Source organism: Rugamonas sp., assembly GCF_025354735.1.
In the GTDB taxonomy this organism is placed as follows: Bacteria; Pseudomonadota; Gammaproteobacteria; order Burkholderiales; family Burkholderiaceae_D; genus Rugamonas.
On the sequence record NZ_JANXMI010000254.1, the window covers coordinates 1 to 18133 of the forward strand.

Below are 18133 nucleotides of genomic sequence, written 5' to 3' on the forward strand. Positions count from 1 at the left end.
GCCGCTACATCGAGCGTTTCGGCGGCCCGCTGCCGGTGTTCCTGCCGGAAGCGGTCATCATGGCGGTCCAGCCCTTGCACCAGGAATACGATTTCGAGGGTTTTTACGCGCCCATCGTGCAATTCCAGGAAACCCAGGTCATTTATCCGGGCACCGTGGAAATGGCGCAGCCTGCCGTCTACAGCATCATCGATTTCAACCAGCCCAACGAATTGACTTACAACTGGCAGGGCAAGTTCGTCGTCGAGCGCGCCGGTGAAATCAATGCCATGCGCTTCGTGACGAAAAACATCCTGGCCGTGGTCGCCGAGCGCTCCACCACCATCGACTGGCTGAACCATTACATGACGCTGCCGCTGGCCAATCCGGTCAAGGCCGCCGTCGGCGATGTGCTGCAAGTGAGCTTCCAGTACCGCGCCGGCGGGTCCATCCCGTCGCTCCAGGCGGCGCTCAAGGCCGATATCCTGTACGAAGCGATCTTGCAACCGAACCTGAGCCCGGCCTACGCCTGAGTTCGGTTTAGCGTCACCACAGCCCGCCCGTGCGCGGCGGGCTGTATCAAAAAACTTCCCAGCCGGCCGTCCGCAGCGTATATTCCGTCTTTTCACTTCAGACCTAAGCTCGTATGGAACAGAACGACCAGCGCTACCTCATCCAGCAAAACAAGATCAGCGACGGCGACCAGAAGCCGCCCGTGTTCGCCAAAGTCATGCGCAATAAAGAAGGCGTGTTCGAAGGCGTATCCTTCATCAAATCGAAGGAAAAGGCCTCCATCCTGACGATTACGGAAGCCAATCAGGCCATCGAATGGGCGGCCAAGAAAAAGCCGAATGCGCATGAGTACGTGACCAAGATCATCTGCCTCGGCCAGTAAGTTTGCGTAATCAAGTAGACAGCGTAAGTGGACGGCGGCGCAGCCGGTGCCGCCGTTTGCACCGTTGATCGGCCGCCAGCGCAGTTGGTCGCATCGCGATTGCCGCGCGCCGGCCGCCGCTTTAGAGTAGTGACATTGACATTATTCTGACGCGGAGCATCTAATGCTGAGCTTTGTACTGTGGCTGATCCTGTTGTTCCTGTGCTGGCCGCTGGCCTTGCTGGCCTTGCTGCTGTATCCGCTGCTGTGGCTGATACTGCTGCCGCTGCGCCTGGTCGGCATCGGTGTCGACGCCGTGTTCGGCTTGCTGCGCGCCATAGTCATGCTGCCGGCGCGCATCTTGCGGGGCACGCCGGGCCGCTGACTTCGCCTAGAAAGCCACCAGGAAACCCGCGCCCAGCGATTTCTGCGAGTAGTTGTAGTCGATCAAGCTCTCACCATAGCCGCTGAAGGCTTGCACATAACCCTTCAGATTGGCCACCAGCGGGAAGGCCCAGCCCAGTTGCAGGGCGCCGCGGCGGTAGGCGAAGTTGCGGCGCGCCAGCAACGAAAACTCGTTGCCGTCGACGCGGTAGGTCGCCGTCACGTCGCCGTGGCCCATGTAGTTGGTGATGTCGATGTTGTCGTTGTCCGAGCGGGCGTTGTCGAGCCGCTTCCAGATCCGCAGCGCGACGGCCAGCTTGCCGTCTTCCACGCCCACCTCGCCATAAATCCGGTTCCAGCTGCGCGACAGCGTCGACGTTTGGCCGTTCGACTGGTGTTCCAGCGCCAGGTTGAAATAGCGGAACTGGACGCCGCCCACATCCAGGTGCAGCGGCGTGGTCAGCAGCGCTTCCGGCTGGTAATTGGTTTCGCGGAAGGGGCTGGACGCGGCCCGGTTATAAGCCTGCCAGAAACTCTGCTGCGTGTAGCCCAGCCATAAATCGATGGGCAGATTGCCGATCTGCTCCAGCGCCTTCATCTTCAAACTCAGCTGATACGTCAATTCCACGTGCTTGGACTTCAGGCCGCCGGGCGTGAAGGCGTCGAACGGGGTGTCGTTGGTGGCGCTGCTGTAGTTGGCCAGCAGCAGGTAATTGCTGTGGAAGGGCTTGAAGTTGAAAACGCCGCGCTTGGCCGCCGGATCGAGTTCCCACAGCTGCACGGTGGGCGACAATTGCGCCTCGGGCTTGGTGTTCGCGGCCACGGCGGCGGCGACGGCCGGCGCCGGCGCCAGGGGCTGGGTCGAAGCCGGCGCGGCGGCCTTGGCGTTGACGATGGCTTCATCGCCCTTGGGCGCGGCCTTGGCGAGGCCGTCGAAGCAGGCCAGGCGGGCGCTGGGGTCGCCCAGTTGCGCGCACCGTTCCAGACTCTGCTCCAGTTCGGTGGCGTGGGACAGCGCGGGCGAGAAGGCCAGGGCGGACAGCAGGGCGGTGCGGAGTGGGTTTTTCATGTTCTTGGGCTATTCAATCGTTTTGCTGGATTATGCGATGTTAATACTAATAAGTTAATGCTGACGCGTTAATGCTGATGTTGACAATGTGTCATTGATATCGCTCAGTATATTGATCCTTGGAAAATAGTGGCGCACAACTCGACAGCACTTGAAATTGCTCGCGTACACCCTACCTGAGCTTTCCATAGCTGTTAGAATTTACCCACGATAGCCCGTCTTCGACGGCCGTGGCTTTAGGAGATTGTGATGACCCGCAAGACCCCCATCGAGCGTTACCGCAACATCGGCATCAGCGCCCACATTGACGCCGGCAAGACCACCACGACCGAGCGCATCCTGTTTTACACCGGCGTCAATCACAAGATAGGCGAAGTGCACAACGGCGCGGCGACGATGGACTGGATGGAGCAGGAGCAGGAGCGCGGCATCACCATCACCTCGGCCGCCACCACCGCCTTCTGGAAGGGTATGGCCGGCAATTTCCCCGAACACCGCATCAACATCATCGATACGCCGGGCCACGTCGACTTTACCATCGAGGTGGAACGGTCGATGCGCGTGCTCGACGGCGCCGTCATGGTCTATGACGCCGTCGGCGGCGTGCAGCCGCAGTCGGAAACCGTGTGGCGCCAGGCCAATAAATACGCCGTGCCGCGCCTCGCCTTCATCAACAAGATGGACCGCGTCGGCGCCGATTTTTTCCGCGTCCGCGAACAGATCGCCACGCGCCTGAAAGGCGTGGCCGTGCCGATCCAGATCCCGCTGGGCGCCGAGGATAATTTCCACGGCGTGATCGACCTGGTGAAAATGCGCGCCATCAACTGGGACGACGAAAGCCTGGGCGTCAAGTTCAGCTACGAAGACATCCCGACCCATTTGCGGGCGCTGGCCGAGGAGTGGCGCGAGAAGATGGTCGAGGCGGCCGCCGAATCGACCACCGAGCTGACCGAAAAATACCTGAACGGTGAAACGCTGAGCGAGGAGGAGATCAAGCGCGGCCTGCGCGAGCGCACCATCCGCAACGAGATCGTGCCGATGCTGGCCGGCAGCGCCTTCAAGAACCGTGGCGTGCAGGCCATGCTCGACGCCGTCATCGAATACCTGCCGTCGCCGCTGGACGTGCCGGCCATCAGCGGGCACGACGAGCAGGACAACCCGATCGAACGCCATCCGGCCGACAGCGATCCCTTCTCGGCGCTGGCCTTCAAGATCATGACCGACCCCTTCGTCGGCCAGCTGACCTTTTTCCGCGTCTATTCGGGCGTCGTCAATTCCGGCGACACGGTCTACAACCCGACCAAGAGCCAGAAGGAGCGGCTGGGCCGCATCTTGCAGATGCACGCCAACGAGCGCAAGGAAATCAAGGAAGTCTACGCCGGCGACATCGCGGCGGCGGTCGGCCTGAAGGCGGTCACGACGGGCGACACGCTGTGCTCGCCCGATCACATCATCGTGCTCGAAAAGATGATATTCCCGGAACCTGTGATCTCGCAGGCGGTCGAACCCAAGACCAAGGTCGATCAGGAGAAGATGGGCATCGCGCTGAACCGGCTGGCGCAGGAGGACCCGTCGTTCCGCGTCCATACGGATGAGGAATCGGGCCAGACCATCATGTCCGGCATGGGTGAGCTGCACCTGGAGATTCTGGTGGACCGCATGCGGCGCGAATTCGGCGTCGAGGCGACGGTCGGCAAGCCGCAGGTGGCTTACCGCGAGACCATCAACAAGAAGGCGGCCGACGTCGAAGGCAAGTTCGTCAAGCAGTCGGGCGGACGCGGCCAGTACGGCCACGTGGTGCTGACGCTGGAGCCCCGCGAGCCGGGCAAGGGTTATGAGTTTGTCGACGCCATCAAGGGCGGCGTGGTGCCGCGCGAGTACATTCCGGCGGTCGACAAGGGCGTCCAGGAAACGCTGCGTTCGGGCGTGCTGGCCGGCTATCCGGTGGTCGACGTCAAGGTCACGCTCACTTTCGGCTCTTACCACGATGTTGACTCGAACGAGAACGCCTTCCGCATGGCCGGGTCGATGGCCTTCAAGGATGGCATGCGGCGCGCCGATCCGGTGTTGCTGGAGCCGATGATGCAGGTCGAGGTGGAAACGCCGGAAGAGTTCATGGGCAATGCCATGGGCGACTTGACGGCGCGGCGCGGCATGGTGCAGGGGATGGATGAGATTCCCGGCGGCGGCGGCAAGATCATCCGCGCGCTGGTGCCGCTGGCCGAGATGTTCGGCTATTCGACCACCTTGCGTTCGTTGACCCAGGGTCGGGCCACGTACACCATGGAGTTTAAGCATTACGCCGCCGTGCCCAAGCACATACTGGAGCAGGTGGCGACGTCGGCCAAGCAGTGCTAGCGATTTCCGGCCGGTCGGCCGGCGCTGGCGAAATCGGGCTCAAGACCGAGGTGCAGACCGGGAGGTCCGCCCCCCCGGTCTTGCCCTCCGGCCTTGACCCTGATTTGGCGGCGTCGACTATTTTTGGCGCGACACGTTCCGGGAACTAGAACGCCTTCAATTTCAGTTGCAGGGATATCGCGCCGTACAGGCGGTCCTTGTAACTCGGCACGATGGACACATTGATGCCCACACGCCGGTAGTCGAAGCTCAGCACCGGCACGGCCGCCAGGAACCAGCCGCCGTCGCGCATGCGCGGATAGCCGTTGAAACCGCCGAACGCGGCGCCTATGCGCACCGTTCCCAGCGCCACCGGCTGGTAATACGCGCCCAGATAATTCGAATACTCGCGGTCGCTGTTGTAGAAGCGGCCCGCAGTAGCCGACGCCACAGTCGAAAAGCGATATTCGGCGCCGAAGCCGGGATTGCTGTCATTCAAACCCTTGTCGCGCTGGTAGTGATACGAGTAAAACCCCGGGTTGAGCCACAATTCCTGCACGGGCTTATTGTCGATCATCTCGAAGGGGTTGTCGGCGCGCGCGCTCGGTGGCGCCAGCGACAGCAACGCTGTCAGCGCCAGCAGCGCCGCGCCGGCCGCGCGCGGCGCCAGCGGGGAGGCCGACTTGCTCATTGCTGACTTGCTTATTCCAGGCTTGCTCATTCCAAATTCCTTATGTGTGCTGATCGGCGCAGGGATTATAGCCAATGATTGATCTGGATTAGCGTATGCCCGGAAACAAATTGACTTCAAGCTTGCCGTGGGGAAAATGAGGACTCCCTCACCGCCGTCCACAGGAGTTGCCATGACCGTCCGCCGCCTGACCTGCTTCGCCGTTGCCGCCGCCACGCTGCTGGCCGCCTGCGCCTCGACCACCAAACCGGGCGTGGTCGGCGCCCAGCGCTCCCAGCTGATGCTCGTTTCGGCTGACCAGGTCGAGCAGATGGCGCTGGTCAATTACACCCAGCAAAATCAGAAAGCGCAGTCGGAAGGCAAGCTCGTCACGCACGGCGCGGAGCTGGAGCGGCTCAAGCGCGTCGCCGCGCGGCTGGAAAAACAGGTGGGGGTGTTCCGCGACGACGCCGTCAAGTGGAACTGGCAAGTCGTGCTGATCGACGCGCCCATCCTCAACGCGTCCTGCGCGCCGGGCGGCAAGATCACCTTTTACACCGGCATCGTGCGCCAGCTCAGGCTCACCGACGACGAGATCGCCATCGTCATGGGCCATGAAATCTCGCACGCGCTGCGCGAGCACGGCCGCGAGCGCGTCTCGCAAGCGTATGCGCAGAACGCGCTCAGCTCGGCCGCCATGAGCGCCGCGCCGGGCAGCGAGGCGCAGATCCAGGCCGCCAACACGGTGGCCCATTATCTCTACGTGCTGCCGAACTCGCGCCAGAACGAGTCCGAAGCCGACGGCATGGGCCTGGAACTGGCCGCGCGCGCCGGCTACAATCCGAACGCGGCCATTTCGGTATGGAAGAAGATGACGGAGGCCAGCAAGGGCAAGCAGCCGGCCGAATTCCTCTCCACCCATCCGGCCAACGACACCCGCATCGCCGAGCTGGGCGCGCTGATGCCGAAGGTGATGCCGCTGTATCAGGCGACGCGGCAGTAAGAGATCCTCCTGCCGGCCGCCCCGGATTGCTTATCAGAAGTTGACCGTGCCGGACACCACGAAGGTGCGCGGCGCGCCGACCACCAGGTAGCCGGAGCCGGGATAACCGCCGGCCGAGTTCCAGTAGTTCTTGTTGGCGACGTTATCGACGCGCGCGCGGAAGGTCACGTTGCGGTCGAGGATGCGGGTGGCGTAGCTGGCGCCCAGGTCGAGGCGATTCCACGACGGCAATTGCTGCGTGTTGGCGCCGTCCGCGTATTGCGTCGAGGTGTACAGCGCGCGCGCCGTGGCGGTCAAGCCGTGCACGCCCGGCACGTCCCATTCGGCGCCCAGGTTGAGCTGGGTGTCCGGCGTGCCGATCACATCCTTGCCCTGGTTGATGCCGCCTTCCGTGGTGCGCTGCTTGGCGTCGAGCAGGGTCAGGCCGCCGAGCAGGCGCAGGCCGTGCATGGGCACGCCGTAAGCCGTCAATTCCAGGCCCTGGTTGCGCTGGTCGCCGAACATGCCGAAGTGGTGGTCTTGCACATAACCCGACGGCAGCGTGGTGCTGAACAGGGCCGCCGTGGCGGTGACGCTGCCGGCATCGTACTTGACGCCGATTTCCTTTTGCTTCGACACGGTCGGCGCGAAGGTCTGGCCCGGGTTGTCGATGATGACGGCGCCGCCGATGGGCGCGGCCACGCCTTGTTGCAGCGCCTCGATGTAGTTGGCGTACAGCGACAGGTGGGCCACCGGCTTGTAGACGATGGCTGCGACCGGCGTCACCTTGCTCTGGTTATAGTGCGACTGCGAGGCGCCGCTGTTGTAGTCGTAGCTGTCGGACTTGATGGTCTGGTTGCGCGCGCCCAGCGTCAGCAGCACGGTGTCGTGGGCGAAGGACAGCGTGTCGGCCAGCGCGTAGCTCGACAGGATGGTCTTGCTCGTCAGCAGAGGATGGTCCAGCTTGCCGCCGGTGAAATAATCGGCGGCCGGCGCGGCCACGTCGACCGGCGCGTAGATATTGGTGGCGAAGCCGGCAAAGTTGCTGAAGGCGTAGGCGTTGCGCGATTCCTGCCAGTACGTCGAGATCGTCGCGCTCAGGCTGTGGCCGACGCCGCCGGTGCGCAGCTTGCCGCGGATGCCGATTTCGCCGGTGCGCACGGAGTCGTGGCGCTGGTTGTCGAAGCGGTACATGCTGGCCGTGCCGTCGGCGGCGCTGACGGTGGGCGAGGCCAGGATGTTCGATTCGTCGCCGCTGCGCGCGCCCAACGCGGCCCAGGTCGTCACGTTGTTGTTGAGGTCGTACTCGCCGCGCAGCGTGCCGAAGGTGTCGCGCTCGTTCGAGTGGGTCCATTTCTGCGAGAAATTGCTGCTGGCGTCGGGCGCGGCCGGCATCGGCACGCCGGCCGCCAGCGTCACGCTCGGACGGGCGCCGGTCAGCTTGTGGTCCTGGTAGCCGACGTCGGCCGACAGGCGCAGGTCGCGGCTCTCGAAGTCGAGGCCGACGGACAGCACGCTCAGTTCGCGGTGTTCGCGGTCGACGCCGGTGTCGCCGTCGCGGCGGGCCGCGTTGACGCGGATGCCGGTGTTGCCGCCGGCGCCGAAGCGGCGGCCGATATCGACCGCGCCGTAAGCCTGGCCGCCGGTTTCGGTGCCCAGCGTCACTTCGTTCAAGTCCGTGTTGCCGGCCCGTTTAGGCAGCAGATTGATGGAGCCGCCGATGCCGCCGCCACCCGGCGTGGCGCCGTTCAGGAAGGAATTGGCGCCGCGCAGCACTTCCACCCTTTCGAGCAATTCGGAGGCGACGAACTGGCGCGGCAGGATGCCGTACAGGCCGTTGTACGCCAGGTCGTCGGAATTGACGGCGAAGCCGCGTATCACATACAGCTCCTGATAATTGCCGAAGCCGCGCGCCACGCGCACCGCCGGGTCGTTCTGCACCACGTCGGCGACGCTGCGCGCCTGCTGGTCCTGGATCAGCTGCTGCGTGAAATTGAGCGAGTTGAACGGCGTATCCATCACGTCGACATTGCCCAGCAGGCCGAGGCGGCCGCCGCGCGCGACTTGGCCGCCGGCATAGGCTTTCGGCAAGCCGTCGGCCGACGCATCGGCGGACGCGTTCACGACCACGGTTTGCATCGTCACCGGCGCGCCATCGGCCGCGGCCACGGCCAGCTGTGCCTGCGCTTGCGCGGTCGAGCTGACGAGGAGGAGGGCGGCGATCGCCAGCGGGGTCATAACGAAATAGGGAGTTTGCTTGAGGGCCACGGTATATTTTTTACAATGTGAATGAGAGTGATTCTCATTATAGAGCCATCAACTGTTTTTTGCCAGCAAATGAGAGTGATTTGCATTATCATTGCACGCAGCACCGTTTCATCCCTTTCAGATACGTTCACAATGACACCCACCACCATCCGCCGCTGGGCCTGGATACACAAATGGAGCAGCCTGGTCTGCACCGCTTTCATGCTGCTGCTGTGCGTGACCGGCTTGCCGCTGATCTACCACCATGAAATCGACAGTCTGCTCGGCAACGGCGTGCAGGCGCCGCGCATGGCGGCGGACGCGCCGCGTGCCGACCTCGACCGCGTGATCGCCGCCGGCCGCGCCCTGTATCCGGGCAAGATGGTCATGTATCTGTCGCAGGACGCCGACCAGCCCGACATCTGGAATCTGACGCTGGGCGACAATCCGACCGACGAGGCCTACAAATCGATCGCCATCGATGCCCGCAGCGCGCGGGTGCTGGCCCAGCCCAGCATGGAAGGCAGCTTCATCGGCGTGGTCCACCACTTGCACGTCGATCTGTACGCCGGCCTGTGGGGCACCCTGTTCCTCGGCCTGATGGGCGTGCTGCTGGTGCTGGCCATCGTCTCCGGCGTGGTGCTGTACGCGCCGTTCATGCGCAAGCTCGACTTCGGCGACGTGCGGCGCGCGCGCGGGCCGCGCTTGCGGTGGCTGGACTTGCACAATCTGCTGGGCATCGTCACGCTGGCGTGGGCGCTGGTGGTCGGGGCCACCGGCGTCATCAACACCTGGGCCACGCCGCTGCTGCAATACTGGCAATACACGGAAATGGCCGAGATGACGGCGCCGTATAAAAACCTGCCGCCGCCGACTCAACTGGGCTCGATGCAGGCGTCGCTGGCGCATGCCGTGGCCGCCGCGCCGGGCATGAAGATCGGCTTCGTCGCCTTCCCAGGCACGCCGTTCAGCAGCGCCCACCACTACGGCATCTTCATGCGCGGCGACACGGCGCTGACGTCGCGCCTGTACCGGCCGGTGCTGGTCGACGCGCAAACGACGCAGATCACCGCGCAACGCGCCTTGCCGTGGTATTTGACGGCGCTGCTCATTTCGCAGCCGCTGCATTTCGGCGACTACGGCGGCGCGGCCATGCAGTTGCTGTGGGCCCTGCTCGACGTGGCCACGCTGCTGGTGTTGGGCAGCGGTCTGTATCTGTGGCTCAAGCGCGGTAGCGCGGCGCGGCCGGCGGCGGTCGCCGCCGTGTCAGCGCCAACATCAACGCCGGAGGAGGAGCGGACCGCCTTCGCGCACGATGGCGGTCCGGCGTGATGCGGGCGCTGCTGCGTTTGTGGGGTGCGCCGCTGGCCATCGCCATCCTGACGATGGCCGGCCTGATCGGTGCGCTGGCCGGCGATGGCCACTGGAACGGCGTGGCCGCCATCGGGCTGGCGACACCGGTGGTCGTCGGTGCCTGGTTCGGCTTGCGCCGCAAATAAATTCCTAGATGACCTTGCGCATGCGCGCCAGCGGGACGCTGACACCGCCCGGCAGCGAAATCTCGAACGGTTCGCACACTTCAAAGCCGCTGGCCAAGTAGAGCGGCACGCCCGGCATGGTTGCGGCCAGTTCCAGCGCGCTAAAGCCGGCGGCGGCGGCCTGCTGCTGGCAGTGCTGCATCAACATCCGTCCCAGGCCCTGGCGCGCCATCGCCGGGTCGACGAAGAAGGCGCGGATGCGGGCCGGCTGCGTGGCCGGGTCGAGCAGGGGATCGGGGCCGGTCTTGGCGCGGTCGCTGCCGAACAGCGTGGCGCGCTTGCTCCAGCCGCCGCAGGCGGCCAGCACGCCGTCGCGCTCGATCAGAAAATACGTCTGGTCGGCGACCAGCTGGGTGTCGACGCCGAACACGTGCTCGGTGACGGCGGCGGCCTGCGCCGCCGTGTAAAAACCGGCGCTCAGTGCGATGCCGGAGCGCGCGATCAGCGCTTCCATGGGCGCCACGTCAGACGGCTGCGCCAGCCGCAGCCGCACTGTGGGCTCGGTTGTTGGCGGCGGGCCGGCGGGTCTCGTCATCGATGAATGTCCAAACGATATAAACGATATAAACGATATACCCGGAAGCGTCAGCGCCGCGCCGGCGTCAAAATGCTCGGCAGCGCCTTCGGCAGCGTGGCCGGGTAGTCGCGGCTGAAGTGCAGGCCGCGGCTCTCGCGCCGCTGCAAGGCGCTGTTGACGATCAGCGAGGCCACATCGACCAGGTTGCGCAGTTCCAGCAGGTCGTGGGTGATGCGGAAGTTGCGGTAATACTCGTCGATTTCTTCCTTTAGCAGCGCGATGCGGTGCTGCGCCCGTTCCAGCCGCTTGGTGGTGCGCACAATGCCGACGTAGTTCCACATGAAGCGGCGCAGCTCGTCCCAGTTGTGGGAGATGACGACTTCCTCGTCGGCGTCGGTGACGCGGCTGGCGTCCCAGTCGGGCAGATAGGGCACTTCATCCTTCTCTTGGGCGGCGATGTCTTGCGCGCAGGCGCGGCCGATCACCAGGCATTCGAGCAGGGAATTGCTGGCCAGGCGGTTGGCGCCGTGCAGGCCGGTGCAGGCCGTTTCGCCGACGGCGTACAGGCCCGGAATGTCGGTGCGGCCGGCCAGGTCGGTGACCACGCCGCCGCAGGTGTAGTGCGCGGCCGGCACGATGGGAATCGGCTGCTTGGTGATGTCGATGCCCAGTTCCAGGCAGCGCGCGTAGATGGTGGGGAAGTGCTCGATCAGGAAGGCGGCCGGCTTGTGGCTGATGTCGAGGTGGACGTAATCGAGGCCGCGCTTCTTGATCTCGAAGTCGATGGCGCGCGCCACCACGTCGCGCGGCGCCAGTTCGGCGCGCTCGTCGTGGGCCAGCATGAAGCGGGTGCCGGCGGCGGCGCCCGCTTCCGGCGGCAGTTTCAGCAGGCCGCCTTCGCCGCGTATCGCTTCGGTGATGAGGAAGGATTTGGCGTAGGGGTGGTACAAGCAGGTCGGGTGGAACTGGATGAATTCCATGTTCGAGACGCGGCAGCCGGCGCGCCAGGCCATGGCGATGCCGTCGCCGCTGGCCGTGTCGGGGTTGGTGGTGTACAGGTAGACCTTGCCGGCGCCGCCTGTGGCCATGACGGTGTGCTCGGCGGCGAAGGTCAGTATTTCGCCGCTGCGCTCGTCCTGCACATATAAACCGTGGCACTTGGGCTGGGCGCTGCGCTGCTTGCCCGTTTCGATCTTGTCGGACGTAATCAGGTCGATCGCGCAGTGGTGCTCGAACAGCGTGATGTTCGGATGGGCGCGCACTTTTTCTTCCAGCGTGACCTGGACCGCGTGGCCGGTGGCGTCGGCGGCGTGGATGATGCGGCGCTGGCTGTGGCCGCCCTCGCGGGTCAGGTGGAAGCCCAGTTCGGCGCTGTCGTCGCGCGTGAACGGCACGCCCTGGGCGATCAGCCACTCGATCGCTTCGCGGCCGTGCTCGACGATGTAGCGCGTGGCGCTTTCGTCGCACAGGCCGCCGCCGGCGATGAGGGTGTCGTCGATGTGTTGCTCGTGGCTGTCGCCGGAGTCGAGCACGGCGGCGATGCCGCCCTGGGCCCAGTTGCTGGCGCCGTCCATCAGAGCGCGTTTGGAAATGATCGCGACGGTGCGCGTTTCGGCCAGGTGCAGGGCGACCGACAGGCCGGCCAGGCCGCTGCCGACAATAGCTACATCAAATTTCATGGTGAGTCGTGGTGAGTTCGGTAGGGAGCCATGACTATAGACCATTTGACCGCGCCGCGTCGGATCGCGCCACTTCGGGCCGATTTTGAGGCCGCATTGATCTGCCGCCGGGTTGGCATTGTCGCGCCTCAAGGCCGAGCCGCGCACGCTCGGCCATCATGGGCGTTCCGACGGTGGTTCGGCGATGGAGGACGGCTGTGATCCGCATTTTCAATCATTATGTGTCGCGCATCGGCGTCCTGTTGCTGTTGCTGGAATTGTTGATCTTGCTGACGGCCACCGCCATCAGCGTGCTGATGCGTCTGCCGCGCGGCGGCGCCGGCCTGTCGCTGTGGCCGGCGCCGGCGCTGGCCGCGCTGCTGGTGCTGAGCATGGGCACGCTGGGCATGTATCAGCACAGCGCGCATGAAAATGTGCGCCACACGCTGCTGCGCATCTTGCCCGCGTTCGCGCTTGGTTACTCCTTGTTCAGCCTGCTGGCGCGGCCGGCGCCGGCGTTCCGGCTGGACCAGGCGGGCGGGCTGGCGCTGCTGCTGGGCGCCGTCAGCGTGCTGCTGACGCGGCTGGTGGTGTTCAAGTCCGCCGAGCTGAGCGTGATGGAGCAGCGTCTGATCCTGATCGGCGACGGCGCCACCGCGCGCGAATGCATGGCGCTGGCGGCGCGCCGCGGCGGCTTCCACCAGTTCCACGTGGTCGGCTGTATGACGGTGGCCGGCGAAACGCGCTGCGTGCCGGCGTCGGCGCTGCTGCCGGAGGGGACGTCGCTGCTGGCCTTGGCGCGCCAGCTTGACGCGCATGAAATCGTGGTCTCGGTCAGCGACCGCCGCAACGGCGCCTTTCCGGTGCGCCAGCTGCTCGAATGCGCGCTCGGCGGCGTGCGCGTGATCGACGCCGCCACCTTTTTTGAGCGCGAGGCGTGCCAGATCCGCGTCGACGCGCTGCTGCCGAGTTTTCTCATTTTCGGCGGCGGCTTCGACTTGCTGGCCAGCGCCGTCATCTGCGTGGCCGCGCTGCCGCTGCTGCTGGTGGCGGCGCTGGCGATCCGGCTCGACGACGGCGGTCCGGTGTTTTACCAGCAGGCCAGGGTGGGCAAGGACGGGCGCCCGTTCCAGGTGCTGAAATTGCGCAGCATGCGGCGCGACGCCGAGCCGGGCGGCACGCCGACCTGGGCCAGCGCCGACGACCCGCGCGTGACGCGCGTCGGCCACTGGCTGCGCAAGCTGCGCATCGACGAGCTGCCGCAGATGCTTAATGTGCTGCGCGGCGAGATGAGCTTCGTCGGGCCGCGCCCCGAGCGCGCCTATTTCGTCGAGCTGCTGTGCGCCCAGATCGAGTATTACCATGTGCGGCACAGCATCAAGCCGGGCGTGACCGGGCTGGCGCAGGTGCGCTACCGCTACGGCGCGTCGGTGCAGGACGCGGTGCAAAAACTGCAGTACGACCTGTACTACGTCAAGAACAACAGCCTGTTCCTCGACCTGCTGATCTTGATCGACACGGTGCAGGTGGTCTTGCTCGGCAAAGGCAGCCGGTGATGCAGGCCGGCTGGTCGCCGCAGCACATCGCCGCGGTCAGTTACGGCATCGCCGCCGCCGCCTTCCTCTTATTGGGCTTGTTGCTGCTGCGCGGCTGGCGCGCGCGCCGTCACGCGACGGCGCTGCTGGCCGCGTGCGCGCTGACGGTGCTGTGGGCCGCCGGCGCCGCGCGGCACGGCGCGTCCGGCGGCGCCTTGATGGACGCGCTGGAAATCGCGCACAGCGGCGCCTGGGCCCTGTTTTTGCTGTTGCTGCTGGAGGCCACGCGGCGCCGCCTGTGCCGCTGGCTGGCCGTCTACGCGGCGGCGGCGCTGCTGCCGGCGTTGGCCGCGCCGTGGGCCGGCGCGTCTTACGCGCTTGCGGCCGGGCTTCCGGCAATGCCTCCCGCCGCGCTCCCGGCCGCGTTGGCGTCGCAGGCGGCGCTGGCCGCCATCGCGCCGCGCCTGGCGCTGGCCCTGTGCGGCATTCTGCTGGTCGAGCAGCTGTATCGCGGCACGCCGCCGCGCCAGCGCTGGGGCATCAAGTTCGCCTGCCTCGGCATCGGCGCCATGTACGCCTACGATTTTTATCTGTACAGCGACGCGCTGCTGCTGCGCCATGTGACCGCCGCCATCTGGTCGGCGCGCGGCGTCGTCGACGCGCTGGCCGCACCGCTGATCGCCGTGTCGGCGGCGCGCAATCCGGCGTGGGCGCTGGGCTTGACGGTGTCGCGGCAGATGAAGTTGCGATCGGCGGCGCTGATCGGCGCGGCCCTGTACCTGCTGGCGATGGCGGCCAGCGCCTGGTATCTGCGCGCCATCGGCGGCGCGTGGGGTCCGGTGATGCTGCTCGACTGCCTGTGCGGCGCGGCGATGCTGCTGGCCGGCGTGCTGTTTTCCGGCGCCGTGCGGGCGCGTGTGAAGGTCTTCATCAACAAGAATTTTTACCAGGGCAGTTACGACTACCGGCAAGAGTGGCTGCGCCTGACGCGGGCCTTGTCGGCCGACGGTCCGGCGCTGGCCGAGCGCAGCATCCAGGCCGTGGCGGCGCTGGTCGAGAGCCCGGCCGGCGCCTTGTGGCTGCGGCGCGAACGCGGCGTCTACGAGCCTGTCGCCAGCTGGAATATGGCGCCGTTGCCGACGCGGGAAAACGGCGACGCGGCGCTGTGCCGTTTCATGCAGGCGCGCCAGTGGGTGATCGACGTCGCCGATTGCCGCGCGCGCCCGCAGCGCTACGGCCAGCTGCAACTGCCGGCGTGGCTGGAGACGGTGCCCCGATTGTGGCTGCTGGTGCCGCTGATGCTGCATGGCGGCCTGGCCGGCTTCATCGCGCTGACGCGGCCGCGCGCCCCCATCGCGCTCGATTGGGAAGTGCGCGATCTACTGAAGATCGCCGCCAGCCAGGCCGCCAGTTATCTGGCGCATCAGGAGTCGGCCAACTCGCTGTTGGTGGCGCGCCAGTTCGAGTCGTTCAACCGCATGTCGGCCTTCATCGTGCATGACGTGAAAAACCTGGTGTCGCAATTATCGCTGCTGCTGCAAAACGCCGACCGCCACCATGCCAGCGCCGCGTTTCAACAAGACTTGATGGACACGCTGGCGCACTCGGTTGCCAAGATGACGCAGCTGCTGCATAAACTCGGCCGCGCCGACGCGACGGCGGCCGCGCAGACGGCGCAGGCGCTGGACCTGGCGCCGCTGCTGGCGCGGGCGGTGCTGGCGCGCGCGGGGTCGACGCCGCAGCCGTCGCTGGGCATCGACGCGGCGGGACTGACGGTGCGTGCCGATGCGCAGCGGCTGGAGCGGGTGTTGGGCCACCTGCTGCAAAACGCGATCGAGGCGACGGCGCGCGACGGCACCGTCAGCGTGCGCCTGCTGCGCGAAGGCGCGGCCGCCGTGATCGAGCTGCGCGACAGCGGCGAGGGCATGAGCGCCGGCTTTATCCGCGAGCGCCTGTTCCAGCCCTTCGACACCACCAAGCCGGCCGGCATGGGCATAGGCGTATTCGAAAGCCGCGAGTATGTGCGGGAACTGGGCGGCCGCCTGGAAGTGAGCAGCGCGCCGCGGGTGGGCACCACGTTCCGCGTGATTTTGCCGCTGCACGATGGCGGCACGGCGACGTAATGAATGCGGATGGAGGAACACGATGGTCAAGCAAAAACTGCTGGTGATCGAGGACGACGCGGGCCTGCAAAAGCAGCTGCGCTGGCGCTTCGACGACTACGACGTGCTGATCGCCGGCGACCGCGAGGCCGCGCTGGCGCAGCTGCGTCGCCATCAGCCGGCGGTGGCGACGATGGACCTGGGCCTGCCGCCGGACGCCGACGGCGCCAGCGAAGGACTGGCGCTGCTGCGGCAAATGCTGGCCATCGCGCCGGACACCAAGGTCATTATCCTGTCGGGCAACCGCGAGCGCGCCAACGCGCTCAAGGCGGTCGGCATGGGCGCCTACGATTTTCATCAGAAGCCGCTCGACGCCGACCTGCTCGCGCTGGTAATAGCGCGCGCTTTTTATCTGCACGCGCTGCAGCAGGAAAACCGGCGCATGATGCAGACCCAGGCCGATACGCCGCTGGCCGGCATCGTCAGCCGCGATCCGGGCGTGCTCAAACTGTGCCGCAGCGTCGAGAAGGTGGCGCCATCGTCGGCCACGGTGTTGCTGCTGGGGCCTTCGGGCAGCGGCAAGGAGTTGATCGCGCGCGGCCTGCACGCGCTGAGCGGCCGGCGCGAGCGGCGCTTCGTCGCCATCAACTGCGCGGCCATTCCCGAACATCTGCTGGAAAGCGAATTGTTCGGCCACGAGCGCGGCGCCTTCACCGGCGCCACCCAGCGGACCCTGGGCAAAATCGAACTGGCCGACGGCGGCACGTTTTTTCTCGACGAGATCGGCGACATGGCGCTGGCCTTGCAGGCCAAGCTGCTGCGCTTCGTGCAGGAGCGCGTGATCGAGCGGGTCGGCGGGCGCGGCGAAATCGGCGTCGACGTGCGCATCGCCTGCGCCACCCACCAGCATCTGACGGCGCTGGTCGAGCAGGGCCGCTTTCGCGAAGACCTGTTTTACCGGCTCAGCGAAATCGTGCTGCTGCTGCCGCCGCTGCGCGAGCGCGCCGGAGACAGCGCGCTGCTGGCGCACCACTTCAAGCACAAATTCAGCGCCGCCGAAGGCCGCCCGCAACTGCCCTTCAGTCCCGAGGCGATGGCCGCCATCGAGTCGCACGGCTGGCCGGGCAATGTGCGCGAGATGGAAAACTGCATACGGCGCGCCGTCATCATGGCCGACGGGCCGCAGATCACGGCGGCCGACCTGGGGCTGGCGGCGGCGCCGGCCTTCGAGGACAGCGTCGATCTGCGCCAGGCCCGCGCGGCGGCCGAATACCGCGTGATGGTGAAGGCGCTGGCGCGCGCCGACGGCAATATCGTCAAGGCCGCGCAGCTGCTGGGGATCAGCCGCCCGACCCTGTACGACTTGATGAACCACCACGGCGTCAAATAAGCAGGCAAGTAATTAGGGCGCGCTGGCCGCCGTCCACTGGCCGGCCGCGATCAATTTGTTTTTCAGGCCGGGCAGCGGAAAGCCCAGCGCGTAGGCGCGTTCGGCCGCCGCGCGGGCCTGGGCGTAATCGTGTTGGCGCAGGTAGAGCAGGCCCAGATTGTAGTGGGCGGTGGCGTTGTCGGGCTCCAGCCGCGCCGCCTCGCGCAGCTGCTCCAGCGCGGGACCGGTCTGGCCCAGCGACAGCAGGTAGCCGCCGAAAATCGAATGGACCTTGGCGTCGTCGGGCTTGAAGCGCAGCGCGCGGTCGAAATAGCAGGCCACCGTGTATTTGGCGCCGGGCGGGTGCTCGGTCTTGTCGCGCAGGCCCAGCTTGGCCATCGCCGCCAGCGCGCGGTGGTGGTTGGGGAAGTGCTCCAGCGTGTAGCCGATGTCGCCGCCCAGCGTGTCGGTGGTGCCGCTGACCAGATGCTCGACCTGCGCCGTGAAGTGGAACGATTCGACCACTTCGAGGCCGGCGCGGTCGTCGGCGTTAGTGTAGTCGCCGCCGACGTCGTGGTGGACCAAACCGCCGCAGCCGGCGGCGGCGGCCCAGCCGTGGGCCGCGCAGGCCAGCGCGAAGGCGGCGACTCTCATGCCGACCATGGTGCCGATGAGGATGATCGTCCGGCGATGCGGTCGAACAGCTCGGCCAGCCGGCGCGCGCCGGCCGCGCGCGAATGGCCGGCGATGGCGACGTCGCTGGCCAGCGGCGCCAGCGCGGCGCGGCACAGGCGCAGGTAGCGCGGCAGCGCGGCGGCGATGGCGCTGGCCGCGTCGAGCGGGGCGATGGTGTCGATGCCGGCCCGCCGCAG

15 protein-coding genes and 2 pseudogenes are annotated in these 18133 nt (G+C 66.2%); 10 read left to right on the top strand and 7 right to left on the bottom strand.

The window, feature by feature from the left end; genetic code table 11:
* The 3 genes and pseudogenes from Q0S71_RS20845 to Q0S71_RS20855 all read left to right on the top strand — a co-directional run.
* Positions 1–512: pseudogene (locus Q0S71_RS20845) on the top strand (methyltransferase type 12); the annotation flags it as partial.
* Positions 513–625: 113 nt separating this feature from the next.
* Complete coding sequence (locus Q0S71_RS20850) at positions 626–874, top strand: hypothetical protein (RefSeq protein WP_295999965.1); 249 nt, start codon at positions 626–628, stop codon at positions 872–874.
* Positions 875–1037: 163 nt separating this feature from the next.
* On the top strand, positions 1038–1238 hold the full coding sequence (locus tag Q0S71_RS20855; RefSeq protein ID WP_295999966.1) for a hypothetical protein: 201 nt from the start codon (positions 1038–1040) through the stop codon (positions 1236–1238).
* A 6-nt stretch (positions 1239–1244) separates the two neighbouring features.
* Here the strand turns inward: Q0S71_RS20855 and Q0S71_RS20860 are convergent, their stop codons facing one another.
* Entirely contained in the window at positions 1245–2306 is a 1062-nt protein-coding gene (locus Q0S71_RS20860; protein ID WP_295999967.1) for a phospholipase A, read from the bottom strand.
* A gap of 249 nt (positions 2307–2555) precedes the next feature.
* Between Q0S71_RS20860 and fusA the strand changes: the two genes are divergently transcribed.
* Positions 2556–4664: an elongation factor G gene (gene fusA, locus Q0S71_RS20865; protein ID WP_295999968.1), complete on the top strand. Its 2109-nt coding sequence runs from the start codon at positions 2556–2558 to the stop codon at positions 4662–4664.
* Between the two features lie 145 nt (positions 4665–4809).
* Here fusA and Q0S71_RS20870 read toward each other — a convergent pair whose 3' ends face one another.
* On the bottom strand, positions 4810–5220 hold the full coding sequence (locus Q0S71_RS20870) for a hypothetical protein (protein ID WP_295999980.1): 411 nt from the start codon (positions 5218–5220) through the stop codon (positions 4810–4812).
* Positions 5221–5506: 286 nt separating this feature from the next.
* On the opposite strand from Q0S71_RS20870, the gene Q0S71_RS20875 reads away from it, so the two are divergent.
* Positions 5507–6316, top strand: coding sequence for a M48 family metallopeptidase (locus tag Q0S71_RS20875; RefSeq protein ID WP_295999969.1), 810 nt, complete (start codon positions 5507–5509; stop codon positions 6314–6316).
* A 33-nt stretch (positions 6317–6349) separates the two neighbouring features.
* Here Q0S71_RS20875 and Q0S71_RS20880 read toward each other — a convergent pair whose 3' ends face one another.
* Positions 6350–8533: a TonB-dependent receptor gene (locus Q0S71_RS20880; RefSeq protein WP_295999982.1), complete on the bottom strand. Its 2184-nt coding sequence runs from the start codon at positions 8531–8533 to the stop codon at positions 6350–6352.
* Between the two features lie 162 nt (positions 8534–8695).
* Between Q0S71_RS20880 and Q0S71_RS20885 the strand changes: the two genes are divergently transcribed.
* The gene (locus Q0S71_RS20885) at positions 8696–9874 is read left to right on the top strand and encodes a PepSY domain-containing protein (RefSeq protein WP_295999970.1); all 1179 of its coding nucleotides are present in this window, start codon (positions 8696–8698) and stop codon (positions 9872–9874) included.
* Entirely contained in the window at positions 9871–10041 is a 171-nt protein-coding gene (locus Q0S71_RS20890; protein ID WP_295999983.1) for a hypothetical protein, read from the top strand. Before Q0S71_RS20885 ends, Q0S71_RS20890 begins: the two co-directional genes overlap by 4 nt.
* 4 nt (positions 10042–10045) lie before the next feature.
* Here the strand turns inward: Q0S71_RS20890 and Q0S71_RS20895 are convergent, their stop codons facing one another.
* Both Q0S71_RS20895 and nadB read right to left on the bottom strand, forming a co-directional pair.
* The gene (locus tag Q0S71_RS20895; RefSeq protein ID WP_295999971.1) at positions 10046–10615 is read right to left on the bottom strand and encodes a GNAT family N-acetyltransferase; all 570 of its coding nucleotides are present in this window, start codon (positions 10613–10615) and stop codon (positions 10046–10048) included.
* Between the two features lie 50 nt (positions 10616–10665).
* The gene (gene nadB / locus Q0S71_RS20900; RefSeq protein ID WP_295999972.1) at positions 10666–12276 is read right to left on the bottom strand and encodes an L-aspartate oxidase; all 1611 of its coding nucleotides are present in this window, start codon (positions 12274–12276) and stop codon (positions 10666–10668) included.
* Between the two features lie 197 nt (positions 12277–12473).
* On the opposite strand from nadB, the gene Q0S71_RS20905 reads away from it, so the two are divergent.
* Genes Q0S71_RS20905 through prsR form a run of 3 tightly spaced genes read left to right on the top strand, consistent with a single transcriptional unit; the run spans position 12474 to position 17282 of the window.
* Positions 12474–13811, top strand: a complete 1338-nt coding sequence (locus tag Q0S71_RS20905; RefSeq protein ID WP_295999973.1) for a TIGR03013 family XrtA/PEP-CTERM system glycosyltransferase — start codon at positions 12474–12476, stop codon at positions 13809–13811.
* On the top strand, positions 13811–15913 hold the full coding sequence (gene prsK, locus Q0S71_RS20910; RefSeq protein WP_295999974.1) for an XrtA/PEP-CTERM system histidine kinase PrsK: 2103 nt from the start codon (positions 13811–13813) through the stop codon (positions 15911–15913). The genes Q0S71_RS20905 and prsK overlap by 1 nt, the downstream gene beginning before the upstream one ends.
* A 22-nt stretch (positions 15914–15935) precedes the next feature.
* The gene (gene prsR / locus Q0S71_RS20915) at positions 15936–17282 is read left to right on the top strand and encodes a PEP-CTERM-box response regulator transcription factor (protein ID WP_295999977.1); all 1347 of its coding nucleotides are present in this window, start codon (positions 15936–15938) and stop codon (positions 17280–17282) included.
* Positions 17283–17294: 12 nt separating this feature from the next.
* On the opposite strand, the gene Q0S71_RS20920 is transcribed toward prsR, so the two are convergent.
* Complete coding sequence (locus tag Q0S71_RS20920) at positions 17295–17915, bottom strand: tetratricopeptide repeat protein (RefSeq protein ID WP_295999979.1); 621 nt, start codon at positions 17913–17915, stop codon at positions 17295–17297.
* Positions 17912–18133: pseudogene (locus tag Q0S71_RS20925) on the bottom strand (hypothetical protein); the annotation flags it as partial. The gene Q0S71_RS20920 and the pseudogene Q0S71_RS20925, both read right to left, overlap by 4 nt.

Coding starts and splice junctions, on each gene's coding strand:
- Q0S71_RS20850 (WP_295999965.1), top strand. CDS start 626: ATGGAACAGAACGACCAGCGCTACCTCATCCAGCAAAACAAGATCAGC.
- Q0S71_RS20855 (WP_295999966.1), top strand. CDS start 1,038: ATGCTGAGCTTTGTACTGTGGCTGATCCTGTTGTTCCTGTGCTGGCCG.
- Q0S71_RS20860 (WP_295999967.1), bottom strand. CDS start 2,306: ATGAAAAACCCACTCCGCACCGCCCTGCTGTCCGCCCTGGCCTTCTCG.
- fusA (WP_295999968.1), top strand. CDS start 2,556: ATGACCCGCAAGACCCCCATCGAGCGTTACCGCAACATCGGCATCAGC.
- Q0S71_RS20870 (WP_295999980.1), bottom strand. CDS start 5,220: ATGATCGACAATAAGCCCGTGCAGGAATTGTGGCTCAACCCGGGGTTT.
- Q0S71_RS20875 (WP_295999969.1), top strand. CDS start 5,507: ATGACCGTCCGCCGCCTGACCTGCTTCGCCGTTGCCGCCGCCACGCTG.
- Q0S71_RS20880 (WP_295999982.1), bottom strand. CDS start 8,533: ATGACCCCGCTGGCGATCGCCGCCCTCCTCCTCGTCAGCTCGACCGCG.
- Q0S71_RS20885 (WP_295999970.1), top strand. CDS start 8,696: ATGACACCCACCACCATCCGCCGCTGGGCCTGGATACACAAATGGAGC.
- Q0S71_RS20895 (WP_295999971.1), bottom strand. CDS start 10,615: ATGACGAGACCCGCCGGCCCGCCGCCAACAACCGAGCCCACAGTGCGG.
- nadB (WP_295999972.1), bottom strand. CDS start 12,276: ATGAAATTTGATGTAGCTATTGTCGGCAGCGGCCTGGCCGGCCTGTCG.
- prsK (WP_295999974.1), top strand. CDS start 13,811: ATGCAGGCCGGCTGGTCGCCGCAGCACATCGCCGCGGTCAGTTACGGC.
- prsR (WP_295999977.1), top strand. CDS start 15,936: ATGGTCAAGCAAAAACTGCTGGTGATCGAGGACGACGCGGGCCTGCAA.
- Q0S71_RS20920 (WP_295999979.1), bottom strand. CDS start 17,915: ATGAGAGTCGCCGCCTTCGCGCTGGCCTGCGCGGCCCACGGCTGGGCC.